This window comes from Niallia laureatilytica, from assembly GCF_046613985.1.
Classification (GTDB): domain Bacteria; phylum Bacillota; class Bacilli; order Bacillales; family Cytobacillaceae; genus Niallia.
In genome coordinates this window covers 90,033-107,455 of sequence record NZ_JBKKHP010000005.1, presented here as the reverse complement: position 1 = coordinate 107,455, position 17,423 = coordinate 90,033, and the positions used below count along the sequence as shown (strand labels likewise).

The window sequence follows — 17,423 nt, the reverse complement described above, 5'->3', positions numbered from 1 at the left end:
TGGAGAGTTGCGTCCATAATATAGACAAAAAGTTAAGATGTAATCAATTTAATTGGTTGAAGAATAGAGCTAAGTGAATTTTTTGAAATTTTGCATTTGACAATGAAAACGGTTTACGTTATGATTTTAGCAATAAGTGGCATTGTTACTAAATACTATATTTATAGTTTTGAGAATGCAGACAAAGTCTACATTCGCTGAATTTCAAGTTGATTAAAAATATGGTCTTACAAGGCGCGAACCCTAAATCGGAGCGGAGTTACCCTGCGCATTCGAGACGGGGTGAGAATGCAGTAAGTGAGCGTTTGTCATCAGCTTCACAACTAAAATATAGATTTTTAGGCAAAACCCATTGAACGTTTTAGGCAATAAATATATGGGAGGTCGCCGTTTTGTTGATCCATAAGGTACTCAACAATAATGTTGTTATATGTAAAGATGCTGAACTGAACGATATTATTGTTACAGGCAAAGGAATCGCTTTTCAAAAGAATAAAGGCGATGAAATTGATACAGCATCTAACATGAAAGTCTATACCTTAAATAACTCAACGGTGAAGAAGAAGTTCCAGGAAGTAGTATCGAAGATTCCAATTGAGTATATGGATATTAGTGAGAAGATCATTGATTATGCCAAACGGTCAATTGGAAAGGAAATAAATGATACTATTTATGTAACTCTCACTGATCATATTTACAGTACATGTGAGCGCTATCGCCAGCAAATTAAGCTGAAAAATGATTTGTATTGGGATATTAAGCGGTTGTATAAAGAAGAATTTAAAGTCGGTGAAAAAGCGGTTGATAAAATCAGACAAGTGTTCCAGCTGGATATACTTGATGATGAAGCAGCCTTTATAGCGATGCATTTCGTCAATGCTGAGCTCGATAATAACGTCAATGACGTTGCGAGCATTACAATCGTTATTAACGATATTTTAAATATCGTTAAATACCATTTTAAAATCAGCTACGATGAAGACAGTATTAGCTATGGCCGTTTTATAACCCATTTAAAATTCTTCAGTTATCGCATACTAACCCAAAAGCCCAGCTTAGTGGAAGACAGAGAGCTGTTAAGCATCATTGCAGACAGATTTCCAGAAGCGGAGAAGTGCGCACAGAAAATTGAAAAAATGCTGTTGGAGCATTATGATCATCAGTTAACCATCGATGAGAAATTTTACTTAATTATTCATATTGACAGAATTGTGAAAGAAAGTTGTTAGGATTGTTACCTTAAAGGCAAAACCTAAGCATTCACTAAAAGATTATTTTAGTGTTCATGCTTAGGTTTTTTTTCATACAAAAAAGGAGGAAAAACCATGGATTATACAAAAACTGCCAAAGAAATATTAACGGAAGTCGGTGGAGAGGAAAATATAGTATCAGTCGTGCATTGCTATACAAGGCTGCGATTTACTTTAAAAGATGAGTCCTTTATTGAGGATAAAAAGGTGGAGGACATTGATGGTGTTCTCGGTATTATGAAGTCTGGCGGCTTGTACCAAGTCATCATCGGCAATGATGTCGCCAAATGCTATAAGGAATTAATGAAGATTACGAACTTAGATGATGATGATTCAAAACAGCCTGAGGGAAAAAAAGAAAAACAAAACATCATCAACCGCTTCTTTAATATGATTTCCGGCTGTATGGCACCAGTCTTACCTGCCTTAATTGCCGGAGGGATGATGAAGGTCGTTCAATTGATTATCGTCATGCTTGATATTTTGCCTGAAGAAAGTCAAAGCTATCGCTTATTTACAGCAATCGGTGATGCACCGTTCTTCTTCTTACCAATCTTACTTGCTGCATCTTCCGCTAGATACTTCAAAGTGTCACAAACTTTGGCAGTAGCAGTAATTGGCGTTCTAGTATATCCAGACTTTATTACGATGATGGGGGAAGAAAGCGTTCACTTCTTCGGAATCCCAGTAACAGCAGCTTCCTATTCATATTCCGTCATACCTGTTTTGTTAATCGTTTGGGCCATGAGCTATATTGAACCATTTGTTGATCGCATTGTGCCAACAGTTGCGAAGAACTTCCTATCGCCATTGCTAGTTTTACTTATTTCTGCTCCACTCGCTTTTATCGTATTAGGACCAATTGGTGCGATTGCGAGTAATTATTTCACAGATGCACTGATGTTTATTTACGATACAACAGGTGTTCTTGCCGTAGTTCTGCTATCTGCATTTATGCCACTGATTGTACTTACAGGGATGCACCAGGCTTTTACACCAATTATTCTATCAAGCATTACAACACTAGGCTTTGATCCATTAATTTTAGTAGCACAGCTTGCGAGTAACTTATCTCAAGGAGGAGCATCACTTGCAGTCGGGATGAAATCAAAAGTGAAAAAACAGAAACAAATCGCTTATTCTGCAGCATTTTCTGCCCTATTAGGCGGTATAACAGAGCCAGCGATGTATGGGGTAACAGTTAAACTGAAAAAACCAATGATCGCATGTATCATTTCCGGCGGTTTAGTAGGTTTATTCACAGGATTATTTCAATTGAAAACATATGTTATGGCAACACCTGGCTTGATTTCAATCGGTGAATTTTTAGGCGGTGTCGGCAATAAAAATATCATTGTTGCGGTAATTGCAAGTGGTCTAGCAATTGTCCTGTCCTTTGCTCTAACATGGATTATTGGCTTTGATGAAAAAGAAGCAGAGGTTGAAACAACTAATAAACAGCAATCTAATACTGCAGCAACTTCAAAAACAGCTGAAAAAGAATTAGCGGTAGACAGTCCAGTCAGCGGCACATTTGTACCATTAACAGAAGTAAAGGATTCTACCTTTTCTAAAAAACTAATTGGTGACGGTATTGCTATCTACCCAGACCAAAATAAAATTGTAGCTCCGTTCGATGGAGAAATTGAAGCATTTTTTGATTCGAAGCATGCGATTGGTTTAAAAAGTGATGACGGCATCGAAATCCTTATTCATGTTGGCTTGGAAACAGTTAATCTTAACGGTCAATACTTTACTGGTCATGTTAAAAAGGGTGACCGAGTTAAAAAAGGTGATGTGCTGTTAACCTTTGATAGGAAAGCCATCCAAGAGGCCGGTTTTGATATAGTGACACCGATTATCGTAACAAATTCAGATGATTTTAATGTAACGATTCCTACATTGAATCATATCAGTAAGTTCGATGAAATCATCTATGTCAGCAAAGCTAATAATGCACTGGTTGGTTAATAAATAGTAATGAAAGCGAGGAAAATAACATGACAATAAAAGGATTTCCCAATAACTTTTTATGGGGCGGCGCAACTCCTGCCAATCAACTAGAAGGAGGCTGGAATCTTGGCGGTAAAGGGCCGAGCATTGCAGACATGTTTACAGGAGGCAATAAAGACAAAGCTAGAAGAATAACTCCAGAGCTTGAGCCTGATACATTTTATCCAAACCATGAAGCAGTCGACTTTTACCATCATTACCAAGAAGATATTCGTTTGTTCGCAGAAATGGGCTTTAAAGCATACCGTTTCTCTATCGCTTGGTCTCGTATCTTCCCAACTGGAGAAGAACAAGAACCAAATGCTGAGGGGTTAGCATTCTATCATAAAGTGCTCGACGAGTTAGAAAAATACGGAATTGAACCTATTGTAACAATGTCTCATTATGAAAACCCATTTCACCTTACAAAAACATACGGCGGCTGGAATAATCGCAAGCTTATTGATATTTTTATGCCATATGCGGAGTGTATTTTACGAGAGTACAAGGATCGTGTGACTTACTGGATTTTGTTTAATGAAATCAACTTGCTGACACAGCCAATGGGCGGTTATTTTGCTGGAGGCATGATTTTAGAAGGAGTTGAGAATGAGGAGGAGCTCCGGTATCAAGCGATGCATAACCAGCTTTTGGCCAGTGCGAAAACCGTTAAACTAGGAAAATCCATTTCTGCCAAATTCCAATTTGGCTGTATGATTGCATATGTTGGAGCTTACGCGTTAACTTGTAAGCCAGAAGACGTCAGAGCTCAGCAGCGAACAGACCAAATTCATAACTGTATTGCAGGAGACGTGCATGTTCGCGGTCAATATCCTGCATTTGCACATCGTTTTTTTGCCGAAAAAAATATTGATATCAACATGCAACCAGAAGATGAACAAATATTAAAAGAAGGAGTAGTAGATTATTATACCTTCAGCTATTACACAACAAACTGTGTGGCAGAGAATCCCGAAGGCGCAAAGGTGTCCGGCAACGGCAGCGGCGGCTTAATGAATCCGTATTTGAAAAACAGTGATTGGGGCTGGCCGATTGACCCAGAAGGAATTCGCTGGGCATTAAATAATATTTATGACCGCTATCAGCTTCCTGTGATGATAGTAGAAAACGGCTTAGGCGCAGTTGATGTGGTGGAAGAAGACGGCACTATTCATGATGATTATCGCATTGCCTATCTTGGGGCACATATTGAACAAATGAAGGAAGCAGTTAAAGACGGAGTCAACTTAATCGGCTATATGCCATGGGGCTGTATTGATTTAGTGTCTGCATCAACAGGTGAAATGAAGAAAAGATATGGATTTATTTATGTAGACAAACACGACGATGGATCAGGAGACTTCGGTAGAAAGAAAAAGAAATCATTTGAATGGTATAAAAAAGTTATCGCATCAAACGGAGAACTGCTGGAAAATGAGGCCAAATAAAATCACCTTAATCATGATGCTACTCGGAATAACGCTGATAGGATTTTGTATCGCTGTATTTAGGTTAATCGCTTTTGGTACAGATCCTTATAGTACTATGAACCTTGGGTTTACAAAGTTTACTCATCTATCCTATGGTACAACACAGCTAGTTGTAAACCTCGTATTGCTGTTGTTTCAACTATGCTTTGCGAAGAAAACAATGGGAATTGGCAGCTTCATAAACTTAATCTTATTAGCATATTTATCCGATTATTTTTTACTCATTTTAAACGCAATACCTTTAAACTATGAAATTCTTCATATTCGCATACTGCTTTTACTTGTAAGTTTAATATGCTTAACATTAGCTATCTCGCTCTATACAATCAGTGATTTAGGCATTGCCCCATATGATTGCCTATCTATTTATATGTCCGAGCGCTGGGGAATAAAATATCATTGGTGCCGGATAATGACAGACTCTACATGTATTGCATTTGCCTTTTTATTAGACAGCGAAATAGGGGTTATAACTTTTTTTCTAGCATTATGCACAGGACCGTTCGTTGCTTACTTTAATAAGAATGTAAGCATTCCGTTAAGGTTAAAGTATGATGGTATATATCGGACGGCACATAGTTTAATTCCGCCAAAAGCAAATGAAATTGGAGGCGGTGCTTAGAACCCCCTAGTTGACCCTCCCGATACACGGGAGGGTTTATTGAGTTTGTATATACCATGATGTAAATGTGTGTATATAAAGCAAATATTTAAAATGGATATTTAATCCATGTCAATTAGTACTCCAATTATAGTAAAATAGGGCTATTGATGTAATTAAGGAGAAATACAATGTCAAAAAAGAATTTTCTTTATTTATATATAGTAGTCAGTTTACTATGGATCTTCGGAACAGATTATTTACTAAATTTTGTCGACAGTAAATCGACTATGCTGTTTCTGCAAAAATTAAAAGGAATTTTATATGTTTGTTTTACTAGTATTCTTATTTATGTCCTCATTGTCAGAAAAGAGGAATTCGAAACCGTAACAGAAGAGAAAAAACAGCTGCAAACGCTGATTAATTCAATGGTTGATTTTGTGAAGTTTAAAGACGGAGACGGCCGGTGGCTTGAGGTAAATGAAGCTGGTTTGAAGTTTTTTCAGCTAGAAGGTCTCGATTTTAGAGGGAAAACGGATTCCGAAATGGCGAAGTTTACAGACTTTTATCATGATGCACTTGTTAGCATTGAACAATCAGATGAAGAAGCATGGAAGTCTGGCAAAGTTACGCGGCATTTAGAATATCTCTCACTTCCTAATGGGGAAATGAGAACATTTGATACAATAAAAGTCCCTAATTTCAATGATGATGGAAGCCGCCATTCATTAGTAATAATTGGCCGTGATATTACAGATCATCTAATGACAGAAAAGGACTTGAGCACAACAAAGCAGCAATATCAGTCCCTCTTTGAAAATAACCCGGATATGGTGTATGTCCTTGATTTAGACGGAAAAGTAGTGAATGTAAATCGCCAGTTTGAGAAAATAACAGGCTACAGCGCAGAAGAGTTTATTGGCAAAGAAATCGTCAGCTTAGTTACAGACGAATTTCAAGAACTTCTCAGGAACTCATTATTATCTCATGTTCTTCAAGGCAAATCATCTACAAAAGAAACAAAAATCAAAAAAAGAGATGGCAGTATCAGTGATATATCCTGTACTACTTTTCCAATGATGTTGGACGGCGAAATCGTCGGTGTTATAGGTTATGGCAGAGATGTTACCGCAATAAAAGAAACGGAAGCGATGCTCCGCAAAGCAGAAAAGCTGTCTGTCGCTGGTGAATTGGCAGCAAGTGTTGCCCATGAAATCAGAAATCCACTTACCTCCATACGCGGATTTATTCAGCTAATGAAATCAGATAACAAACCATCAGACAAAACCTTTCATCAAATTGTCTTAGATGAAATCGACCGAATTAACGATATCGTTAGTGAGCTATTATTACTAGCAAAACCACAAGAACTGGCATATGAAAAAGCAAGAGTAGAAAGCATTATGAGCTCTGTATTTGGATTGCTTGAATCTCAATCAAATCTGTATGGAGTAGAAACAAAATTAGAAGTACTAGGCGCACTCCCAGAAATAGATTGTGAGCCAAACCAATTAAAACAGCTGTTCATCAACATTATTAAAAATTCAATCGAAGCAGATTCCAACAAAGTAAACATCACCATGAAAAATACAAAAGACGGCTTCATCCGAATAAAAGTAAAGGACGATGGCTGCGGAATAGAAAAGGACAGAATTAAACGACTCGGAGAACCATTTTATTCAGCAAAAGAAAAAGGAACAGGCTTAGGGTTAACGGTCAGTTACCGGATTGTTCAGGCACATAAAGGAAAAATCCGTTATGCAAGTGAGGTTAATGAAGGTACAGAAGTGGAGATTTTGCTCCCGATTAGCATAGATTAAAGAGTAGGGACATTTTAGCTTTTCTAAAATGTCTTTTTCTTATTTGAAGAAAGGAATCGAACGTACATATTTATGCTAAATAATCTGAAATAATCAATATGTTATATTAGGTGAGGTGATCCTACTGAAAAAAGCGTCAGTCCTTCTAATCATTTTTATAGTTTTGCTATTAGGGGCATGTAATCAAGCAAAAAGCAATGTTTATTATGCAATGATAGTTGTAGCCAATAACAAAGAATATAATGGAAGTGAAACGGTCTGGGATGACAATATTAAAATCGGAGAAATGTTAGGTGAGGTTGAAAAAAAGACGCCAGCAGATGTAATGCCGGAAAATAACCAGTCAAATTATTTCAAAGTTGGATCAAAAATTTACTCGGTTAAAGGTACAGACCAATTTATTATTGTTAGAGACAACGAAAATGGAGAGCATTTATTAGAGAGGGCGCCAAGGGATGAAGAATCTCCTTAAAGTTCAAAACATTGCAGAATAAATACCATAAACCTCAAAAATTGTTTTAACATTTATTTTAGAGTTCCTTTTAGCATAGGAGTTATCTCTTCTAATATTGTTCATAAGATTTGAGTGTGTCGATTAAGTGTTAATAATACTACCTATATAATCATAGTTGAAATAAAAACTAGGAACATAGAAAAGCCTACTCTCAGCATAATGGCAAAGGAGTAGGCTTTTTATTTGAAAAAATTTCGAATAGACTATGTACGTTGAAAAAGATTACATATATACTAATAATTGGGTATTTATTAATTTTATGTAAATATATTGTAAAAAATAGAAAACTCCACTGTGAGTATTTTTATCGATATTTCACTATTAATTAGTATTAATTCCCCTTTCAGTCATAACTTTTTAGTACAGGTAAGCAGCAAGAAAGGAGCAGCATACATATTGAAGGAAAGTAAACCAAAGATTACGTGGATAGGGGTAGTATTAATTTTTGTTGTTTGCATGGTGATTGCTGGATTCACTAAACCAAGAGGTAGAGTTGATTCAACAGAAAGCATGGAAACAGACAAACCCTATGATTTTGAACTAACGCATTTTAATGATAATTTCGGTCATTTTATCAATGTTTTTCGCAACCAGGATTTATGGCAGTACTAACTTTTTTGCGTATCTAAACAGAAGGTTAGGAGATTCTCCTAATCTTTTTTATGTATTTATCATACTTGCAGCTATAATAACACGACATATGAAACTTTCATGGACCCTGTATCGTATCCTATATAACATATTTTTACAGAGGGAGAGGACGGAAGTTGTACAGATTTTTAACGGCAGCGCTATCTGTCATTATATTCGGTTTGTTTTACGCTTGGTTTTCTTACGTTCCTGTTGCGAATCAAAATGAGGACGTTCTTTATTTTAGTTTTTTCGATATCTTCCTCTTTTTCTTTCTTATTGCTGGACCTATTTATTTCATTGCAGCAGTACCTACTTCGATTTTTCTTGATAACCTGCTATTAAGGGTCACTTCCACATCTAAAATGTTGAATTATTGCATAGGTATAGGTTTATACTCTATTGCAGGAGCAATTTTAGGTTTTTTTTACGTTATTATTTATAATGAAAATAATAATAAGTTTGTATTACGAGAAGAGTATCCGTATATTGTATGCTGCTTAGCAGCAGCTTTGCTATATTACCACCTGTCCCTATTGTTAACACCAATACTAAAGAAATACTAACTTTTGGTTGGTGCTGTAAAGTTTGGACAAACAGAAGGAACCAACTGTGAAAATTAATTGAGGAACATATCCTATAGCTTCTATCACTCAAGATAGAGGCTTTTTACTATATCCTCAAATGAAGAAAGGTTTTAATACTTAAGAAAACAGGTAAACAAAATAGGAAACATAGTGAATTTCAGCGGATTAATAAAAAACTTACTTTTTTTTAATCCAATTTTAATTCTACTAGTATAGTATTTCTCTTTATGAGCATATTAGAATTTGACTATCTAGTCGTTCTCTGTTGACTTATAAAGGAAAACTAAATAAAAGGAGAAAAGACAATTGAATACTATTGCTAAAGCTGCAACGAAACCTTCTAGTACAACACCAATATTTGCTGTTCTGCTGGCAGGGGCTTTTGTTGCGTTTTTAAATCAGACGGTTATAAATGTAGCGTTGCCTGATATTATGTCTCATTTTAAAATTGATGCAGTGCAAGCGAACTGGTTAAGTACGATATTTTTGTTAACGAATGGTATCGTTATTCCGGTTACTGCCTTTTTGATGGAGAGATTTACGACAAGGCAATTATTTTTATTTTCAATAGGAGTATTTGCTGTTGGTACATTAATCTGTGCAATGGCTGGCACGTTCCCAATCATGCTTGTTGGACGGGTAGTACAAGCAATCGGTGCGGGTATTTTATTCCCATTAATTACGAATGTGATTTTCACTATTTTCCCACTAAATAGACGCGGATTTGCCATGGGTATCTTCGGTGTGGCAATGAACTTCGCTCCTGCAATTGGTCCTACATGGGCTGGCTGGATTATTGAATCCTACAATTGGCGCGTTATCTTTTACATTATTGCTCCAATTGCTCTCATCGACTTTATTCTTGCGATCTTCTTCGTGAAAAATGTCACACAAACAAGCAGACCAAAGTTAGATTCCTTAGGAGTTATTCTTTCAACAATTGGATTTGGCGGAATTTTATACGCTTTTTCAACAGCTGGATCAAAGGGTTGGTCTTCAACAGAAGTAGTAACAATGTTTATCATTGGCGGCATCAGCCTTATCCTGTTCGTATGGCGTCAGCTTGTTGTTAAGCATCCAATCTTAGAGTTCAGGATTTTCAAGTACAAGCTGTTCACATTAACAACAATCATCAACGTTGCTGTTACAATGTCCATGTTCTCTGGAATGATTTTAATGCCGATTTACATGCAAAACATCCACGGTTTCAGCGCATTAGAAGCTGGCTTCATGCTGTTGCCTGGCGGAATTGTAATGGGGATCATGTCTCCTATCACAGGTAAACTGTTCGATAAATATGGCGCAAAATGGCTTGCTATTATCGGATTGGCAATTACAATGGTGACAACATTTGCGTTAACAAGATTAGAAGTAGACACAAGTTATTCCTATATTCTATGGGTTTATACAATTAGAATGTTCGGTATGTCTCTCATCATGATGCCAATCTTTACTGCAGGACTTAATGATTTAGGTCTAAGCTTGAATAAATATGGAACTGCTATGGTTAACACATTCCGAATGGTTGCTGGCGCAATCGGCATGGCCTTCTTCGTATCAATCATGACAGATCAAGGCACAAACCATGCTAAAGACTGGATGAAGCTGCATAACATACTGCCGACAGATAAGCTTGGCATGGCTCAAGCAGCGAAGGAAGGAACAGTCATGGGAATCAATGATGCCTTTATGATTGCCACTTACTTGACAATAGTTGCATTTTTGTTGGCTTTCTTTATTAAAGGATCTAAGCCTGAAGAGAAGAAAGCTTAATATAATACGTTAGAGCGTTGAGAATTCTCAACGCTCTTTAATTTTTTCGGAAAGTAGTACATGCCCATTGCATGCTACTTCCATCTATAAAATTACCTAAGTTGATTTGCCTTTGGAATAATCTATGCTATAATTTCATAAATACTACAGATGTAGTATTATAAAAAAAGAAAAGAAGTGATTGAGCTTGAATAGTAGAGTCGAAAACAATCGTAAGAGATTTAAACCTTATTTACTATCGTTTTTAATCATTTTATTGAGTATCGGGGGGATTTATTTAGTTCTAACATTACTGAACAAAAATGATTATGCTTCATTCGAAGGAGCAGCAAAAAGTTATATTCAAATTTTAGAAAAAAAGGAGTATAAGAAGTTAAACAATGTACTCGATGAACAATCATATAAATCGTTAGATTATACATTGGCAGAAGTAACTGATAAATATAATCGTATATTCAATGGTTTAAATATAACGGATATACATGCTTCACAGATTTCATTAGAAAAGGTGAAAACCAATCTTTATGAATTGTCTTATCAATTAAGCTTCACAACTCCTTTAGGAAGTTTAGAGAATTTGAAATATAAAACAGAAATAATTAAGTCGGATGATAATTATGTAGTGAAGTGGGAACCTTCGTTAATTTTCCCTGGCATGGAAGGCAAAGATAAAATAGCATATCAATACTTTAAAGCAGAACGAGGAGAGATTCAAGATCATCTAGGGAATGGCTTGGCAATCAATAAAAACTTTAAGTCGATGGGAATTGTTCCGAAGGATTTAGGCGAAGGACAGGAAAAAGAGGATAATCTTCAAAATATAAGCGAACAATTTGATCTATCGCTAGAAGAAATAAATAAAAAGCTAGATCAAAGCTGGGTCAAAGATGATTTATTTGTTCCGATGAAAACAATGGAAGCAAGTAAAGCGAAACAAGTGACAGGAGTGTCCTATCAAACTATTAAACTGCGGTATTATCCTTTGAAAGAAGCGGCCGCGAATTTAATTGGTTATATCGGAAAAGTAACGAAAGAAGATATCGATAAAAATCCCCGTTTAGCTGATGGAGATATGATTGGAAAAGCAGGGTTGGAAATGGCCTTTGATAAGCAATTGCGTGGCAAGGACGGTGGAGAGATATCAATTGTTGCTGCAAATGGCGAAAAGAAGCAAGTCATTCAACAAGTAGAAAAAGCAGATGGAGAAGATATTCAGCTGACAATTGATTCTTACATACAATCAGAAGCATTTAAACAATTTGCTGGCAAAGCAGGCTCAACTGTTGTCATGAACCCGAAAGCAGGCGGGCTATATGCTTTAGTAAGTTCTCCGTCCTATGATCCTAATAAAATGGTTCAAGGCATTTCTCAACAGGACTATGATTTCTATGCAAAGGACGAGGATAAACCATTTATTTCCCGATTTGCGGTTGGCTATGCACCTGGCTCAACATTCAAAACAATAACCGCCAGTATTGGCCTTGATGCTAATGTCACTTATCCAGATAAGCTCCGACAAATAAATGGATTGAGCTGGCAAAAGGATGGAAGCTGGGGAGGCTATTCCGTTACCCGCGTTTCCGATGGGCAAAATGTAGATATGCACAAGGCATTAATTTATTCTGATAATATTTATTTTGCGCAAGAGGGACTGGAAATGGGAGAAGACGTGTTTAGAAATGGGTTAAGTAAGTTTATTTTCGGCGAAGAGTTAGAATTGCCAATAGCCATGAATCCAGCACAGATTTCTAGTGAAAAAACATTTAAATCGGATATCCTTCTGGCAGATACGGCTTATGGTCAAGGTGAATTATTGATTAATCCTATTCAACAGGCTGTCATGTACACTGTTTTTCAGAATGAAGGGAAAATAGTTTATCCGACATTACTCGCAGATAATGGCAGTACCAAAACAAAAGAAGCTATTTTAAGTTCAACAGCGGCAGAAATGGTAAGAAGCTTAAAAGAAGTGGTAAGCAATCCAAATGGTACCGCACATCTGCTTTATAACCCACAATATCAGCTAGCTGCAAAAACGGGAACAGCAGAATTAAAATCGAAACAAGGCGAAAATGGCAATGAAAACAGCTTTTTGCTCGCCTTTGATACAGAGCAAGATAATTTTCTGATGCTTTCTCTTGTAGAGAATTATACAAAAGGAAGCTCAGCCACCCAACTGAATAAATCATTAATCGAAAAGCTGTATGCCTATTTTGGGATGCAGTAAGGGGAAGTTAAATGAGAACGATGCTTTAAGCAACGAAGCCTTCATGCTATAATAAATACTACAGATGTAAAAGTAGGAGGTTTCGTTGTGAGTAAAAGTCCCCAAATATCAGAAGCAGAATATGAAGTGATGAATATAGTTTGGAAATATGAGCCAATCTCGACACCAGAGGTAGTGGAGAAGTTGTCCGCTAAAGATTTTGACTGGAAGCCGAACACAATCCATACGATGCTGGCTCGGCTTGTAAAGAAAAAGGCATTGCAGGCCAAAAAAAGCGGAAGAGTTTTTCTTTATACTTCACTCGTTGAAAAGCACGAATATATTGAGCAAAAAAGCGATAACTTTCTTAATCAGTTCTTCGGCGGTACCTTAAATTCGATGGTATTAAATTTTATCGAAAATGATAAATTGTCCAATGAAGACATTTCTGAATTAAAGCAAATCTTAGCAATGAGGGAGAAAAATGGAGGCGATAAATAATGGATGTCGTCATACAACAGCTATTGCTTAGTACGATTGCGGTATCCCTTCTTATTTGCACTATTCTCTTGCTAAAAAAAGTATTAACCAAACATCTCTCAGTAAAAGCGCATTATCGTATTTGGCTATTTCTGTTTGTGCCGCTCCTAGCATCCGTCTTGCCATGGAAATTTTTCGGGTTAAGTGAAGGACTGCAATCACTTCAGAGCTTGCTGACGTTTTCGGACAAAACAATGTCTCATGGTGAAGCAATAAGTGGCGCAACCGCTTCTCAAGAAGCTGATACGGAAATAATGCGTGATTTTTCTATTTCAGTTAACAATACAACTCCAGCAATCGTCCATGACAGTTTATTTGCTGTCTGGATGATCGGCATGATAGTTTGCCTTGGATTCTTTTTTTATTCAAACTATCAAATTAGCAGGTTGAAAAAATCTGCTGTTACGATTAACAATACTAGAGTCAATGAGCTGTTGGAAGAGTGCAAACAGGCCGTAGGGATTAAAAGAAAAATAATCCTCAAAGAGACTGGTCTTATTACAACGCCGATTACGTTTGGAGTCATGCAGCCGTATATTCTTGTGCCAACAAACATGCAGGAAGCTTTCACCATCAAGGAAATGAAATATGTATTTCTGCATGAGCTGACACATCATCGCAACAAAGATATGCTGGTTAATTATCTAATGTGGATTTTACAAATCGTATATTGGTTTAATCCACTAGTATGGTATGCCCAAAAAAGGCTGCGAATGGACCGCGAATTAGCTTGTGATGATTCTGTTCTAAATCTATTGGATGAGGCGGGCTATCTAGAATACGGCCATACGATCATTCACTTTGCAGGTAACAAACAAGGGAAGTCTTTTGAATTGTTTGCTTCAGGTATCGGCGGAACAAAAAAACAAATCAAACAAAGAATCCTGCATATTGCCAGCTTTTCGAAAGAATCCAGCTTGTTAAAATGGAAAAGTAAAGCAGTTTATCTGTTTTTAAGTGTATTAGTGCTCTGCATAACGCCACTGACAACAGTATTGGCTACTTCAAATGATGTGTTTCATTTTAACGGAAAAAATACTACGTATGAAGATTTAAGTAGTTATTTCGAAGGCTATAAAGGCAGCTTTGTTTTATACGATGCAGCTAGTGAACAGTATCAAATATACAACCAAGAAAGAAGCAAAAAGAGGGTTTCACCTGATAGTACCTACAAAATTTATTCAGGGCTATTCGCTTTAGAAGCTAACGTTATATCTAATCTGGAGTCTGAACAGAAGTGGAATGGACAACAGAATCCGTATAAAGAATGGGATAAAGACCATAACTTATCCTCTGCCATGCGAAATTCAGTCAATTGGTATTTTCAAAACCTGGATAAAGAGGTAGGCAGACAGCAGTTGCATGCTTATTTCGATCAGATAAATTATGGTAATAAGGATATCTCAGGTGATTTGGAAAACTATTGGATGGAATCTACGCTGAAAATATCACCTATTGAACAAGTGCAGTTATTACATGGACTATCAGAAAATAAGCTTGGCTTTAAAGCAGAAAATGTTCAAACAATTAAAGATACGTTGTTACTTGATGACGATCATAACAGCCAATTATATGGAAAAACAGGAACAGGCACGATAAACGAACAAGATGTTAATGGCTGGTTTGTTGGTTTCATAGAAAAAGGCAAGCATAGCTATTATTTTGCAGTCAATATCCAAAACAATGGAAAAGAAGCTAGCGGAAGCGAAGCGATGAAAATTGCCAAGCAAATCTTAAAGGACAAAAAACTATACTAAAAAGTAACCCAAAAAGATTTTCTAGTCTTTTTGGGTCTATTCTTTATTAAATACTACATTTGTAGTATTTAATTGCTGAATTCCAATACGGAAAGGTAAGATTACTTTGAAGCAAAAAACTAAAAAAAGTAGAAAAGCAAATCATCAATTACGGCTAAGACTTACTGGTCTTTTTTTCGCCGTGTTTATATTGTTTTCCGTACTTATCGTGCGCCTTGGCATCATTCAAATTGTGAGTGGTGAGGAATATGCCGCTCAAGTGAAAGCAACGGAAGTTACGCCTGTTAGCTCCTCCGTACCACGCGGAAAAATATATGATACAAATCATAAACTAGTAGTATATAATATTCCGGAAAAGGCAATCACCTTTACACCGCCGCTAAATCCTCAACCGGAAGAGCTGCTTGAACGGTCCAAAAAAATAGCCGGATTTCTTGTAATGAATAATAAAGACATAAAAAAAGTAACATCACGTGACTTAAAGGATATATGGCTTCTAGAACATGACAATGGCGAAGAGCTGCTTACAGAGCCAGAAAAGAAATTATATGAAGAAGAGAAAGTAAAAGACAAGGATTTATACAAAATAAAATTAGAGCGTATTAAAGAAGAGGAGCTGCAAACGATTGATAAAAATTTAGCAGCCATTTACCGTAAGCTGTCGACAGCGCCAGCATTCTCAAAAACTGTGCTAAAAAACGAAAAGGTAACAAATGAAGAATATGCAATAGCAGCTGAAACACTTGAAAAACTGCCGGGAATTGATGTAACGACAGATTGGAAGAGAGCGCACAACTTCGGAAACACCTTTATTAATATGCTTGGTGAGGTAACGAGTACAGATGAAGGTCTTCCCGCAGATAAACTAGACTACTATACAGCTAAAGGGTATGAACGTAATGATCGGGTCGGCAAAAGCTATATCGAAGAGCTTTACGATAGTGTGCTGCAAGGCCAAAAAAAAATCGTAAATACGATTACGAACAGAAACGGAGAAATCATAGACTCAGAGATTGTGTCTAAAGGAAAAAGCGGCAATGATCTCGTGCTGACGATAGATATGGAATTCCAGGCACAAGTGGAAAAAATTATGCAAGAAGAGTTAATCGCATCCATTCAAAAGCCGCATACCAATCTTCTCGACACAGCTTTCGTTGTAGCAATGGAGCCGAAAACTGGCCGGATTCTGGCAATGTCAGGACAAGTGTATGACCGAAAGACAAAGAAATTTACAGATTACACACCAGGAACCTTTACATATGCCTTTGAACAAGGGTCTGTCGTTAAAGGAGCAACAGTTTTAACCGGTTATCAGACAGGAGTTAGAGACATAGGCGAAACAGAGCTAGATGAAGTGATGAGATTTAAAGGCTCAGGGACCTTTTCTTCCTACCAATCCATGGGGGTACTCAATGATTTAAAAGCCCTTGAACGATCATCCAACGTATATATGTGGAAGACCGCGATTGAAATGATGGACGGCAAGTATATCCCTAATGGCACATTAAATATCAATCCAGATAAAATAGAACAAATTCGCTACTATTTTAACCAATTCGGCTTAGGCATTCCGACAGAAATTGGCTTTCCGAATGAAACAGCAGGAATTAAAGGCAAAAATATCAGCACCTATTTTCAAATCGCTATTGGCCAATTAGACACCTATACACCAATGCAAATTGCCCAATATATTACCACGATAGCCAACGGCGGTTACCGCATGAAACCACAGCTTGTCAAAGAAATCCGTGAAGCCGATAATACAGACAACGGGCTTGGAAAAGTAGTGGATGAAATAGAACCTGTGGTACTGAATAAAATAGATATGAATGATGAAATGTTAGAAAGGGTTCAACAAGGATTCAGGCAGGTAACTCATGGTTCACAAGGAACAGCCAGAAGCTATTTTGCCAATGAAGCCTATGATGCCGCAGGGAAAACAGGAACTTCTGAATCCTATAAAAAAGGTGTGAAGACGTGGAATCTCTCATTCGCAGGGTATGCACCTTACGATAATCCGCAGATTTCGATAGCGGTTATTGTACCTAATGCTTATCTTGATGGCTATGCCCAGCCGCATAGTGCAGCTAATGTGATTAGTCAGAGAGTTTTTCGAGCTTATTTTGAGGGGCATTCAGGGGGAGAATGAGGATTATTTTTCAAGAGCATTGAAATCCTTCATGCTCTTTTTTTGTTGTATCAAGAAGCTATGCGTCAGCTATTTTTTTTGTAAATAATTTATTATAGAAAGAATACAGAGTAT

The 17,423-nt window shown here is 36.9% G+C and carries 13 protein-coding genes; all 13 read left to right on the top strand.

Annotated elements, in window-relative coordinates:
• The first annotated feature begins 392 nt into the window (after positions 1–392).
• The 13 genes from licT to ACLIJJ_RS14095 all read left to right on the top strand — a co-directional run bounded on the left by licT (position 393) and on the right by ACLIJJ_RS14095 (position 17,309).
• Entirely contained in the window at positions 393–1,229 is an 837-nt protein-coding gene (licT, locus tag ACLIJJ_RS14155; RefSeq protein WP_341081084.1) for a BglG family transcription antiterminator LicT, read from the top strand.
• A 96-nt stretch (positions 1,230–1,325) separates the two neighbouring features.
• On the top strand, positions 1,326–3,221 hold the full coding sequence (locus ACLIJJ_RS14150) for a beta-glucoside-specific PTS transporter subunit IIABC (RefSeq protein WP_233315159.1): 1,896 nt from the start codon (positions 1,326–1,328) through the stop codon (positions 3,219–3,221).
• Between the two features lie 29 nt (positions 3,222–3,250).
• On the top strand, positions 3,251–4,690 hold the full coding sequence (locus ACLIJJ_RS14145; RefSeq protein WP_411411121.1) for a glycoside hydrolase family 1 protein: 1,440 nt from the start codon (positions 3,251–3,253) through the stop codon (positions 4,688–4,690).
• Entirely contained in the window at positions 4,677–5,354 is a 678-nt protein-coding gene (locus tag ACLIJJ_RS14140) for a YczE/YyaS/YitT family protein (protein ID WP_411411120.1), read from the top strand. Before ACLIJJ_RS14145 ends, ACLIJJ_RS14140 begins: the two co-directional genes overlap by 14 nt.
• 170 nt (positions 5,355–5,524) lie before the next feature.
• Positions 5,525–7,153 (top strand): PAS domain S-box protein, encoded by a 1,629-nt coding sequence (locus ACLIJJ_RS14135; RefSeq protein ID WP_233315162.1) that lies wholly within the window; start codon positions 5,525–5,527, stop codon positions 7,151–7,153.
• 163 nt (positions 7,154–7,316) lie between these two features.
• The gene (locus ACLIJJ_RS14130) at positions 7,317–7,625 is read left to right on the top strand and encodes a hypothetical protein (protein ID WP_411411119.1); all 309 of its coding nucleotides are present in this window, start codon (positions 7,317–7,319) and stop codon (positions 7,623–7,625) included.
• A 336-nt stretch (positions 7,626–7,961) separates the two neighbouring features.
• A complete protein-coding gene (locus tag ACLIJJ_RS14125) occupies positions 7,962–8,279 on the top strand; it encodes a hypothetical protein (RefSeq protein ID WP_411411118.1) in 318 nt (105 codons plus the stop codon).
• Positions 8,280–8,434: 155 nt separating this feature from the next.
• A complete protein-coding gene (locus tag ACLIJJ_RS14120; RefSeq protein ID WP_411411117.1) occupies positions 8,435–8,863 on the top strand; it encodes a hypothetical protein in 429 nt (142 codons plus the stop codon).
• 327 nt (positions 8,864–9,190) lie between these two features.
• A complete protein-coding gene (locus ACLIJJ_RS14115) occupies positions 9,191–10,657 on the top strand; it encodes a DHA2 family efflux MFS transporter permease subunit (RefSeq protein ID WP_411411116.1) in 1,467 nt (488 codons plus the stop codon).
• A 187-nt stretch (positions 10,658–10,844) separates the two neighbouring features.
• Positions 10,845–12,884, top strand: coding sequence for a penicillin-binding protein PBP4(5) (gene pbp4, locus ACLIJJ_RS14110; protein ID WP_411411115.1), 2,040 nt, complete (start codon positions 10,845–10,847; stop codon positions 12,882–12,884).
• An 87-nt stretch (positions 12,885–12,971) separates the two neighbouring features.
• Positions 12,972–13,364 carry a BlaI/MecI/CopY family transcriptional regulator gene (locus ACLIJJ_RS14105; RefSeq protein WP_237942804.1) on the top strand — a complete coding sequence of 131 codons (393 nt, stop codon included), beginning with the start codon at positions 12,972–12,974 and terminating at the stop codon, positions 13,362–13,364.
• Positions 13,364–15,160 (top strand): BlaR1 family beta-lactam sensor/signal transducer, encoded by a 1,797-nt coding sequence (locus ACLIJJ_RS14100; RefSeq protein ID WP_411411114.1) that lies wholly within the window; start codon positions 13,364–13,366, stop codon positions 15,158–15,160. The genes ACLIJJ_RS14105 and ACLIJJ_RS14100 overlap by 1 nt, the downstream gene beginning before the upstream one ends.
• Before the next feature lie 106 nt (positions 15,161–15,266).
• The gene (locus ACLIJJ_RS14095) at positions 15,267–17,309 is read left to right on the top strand and encodes a peptidoglycan D,D-transpeptidase FtsI family protein (protein WP_411411113.1); all 2,043 of its coding nucleotides are present in this window, start codon (positions 15,267–15,269) and stop codon (positions 17,307–17,309) included.
• The last annotated feature ends 114 nt before the right edge of the window (positions 17,310–17,423 follow it).

Coding starts and splice junctions, on each gene's coding strand:
- ACLIJJ_RS14150 (WP_233315159.1), top strand. CDS start 1,326: ATGGATTATACAAAAACTGCCAAAGAAATATTAACGGAAGTCGGTGGA.
- ACLIJJ_RS14145 (WP_411411121.1), top strand. CDS start 3,251: ATGACAATAAAAGGATTTCCCAATAACTTTTTATGGGGCGGCGCAACT.
- ACLIJJ_RS14140 (WP_411411120.1), top strand. CDS start 4,677: ATGAGGCCAAATAAAATCACCTTAATCATGATGCTACTCGGAATAACG.
- ACLIJJ_RS14135 (WP_233315162.1), top strand. CDS start 5,525: ATGTCAAAAAAGAATTTTCTTTATTTATATATAGTAGTCAGTTTACTA.
- ACLIJJ_RS14100 (WP_411411114.1), top strand. CDS start 13,364: ATGGATGTCGTCATACAACAGCTATTGCTTAGTACGATTGCGGTATCC.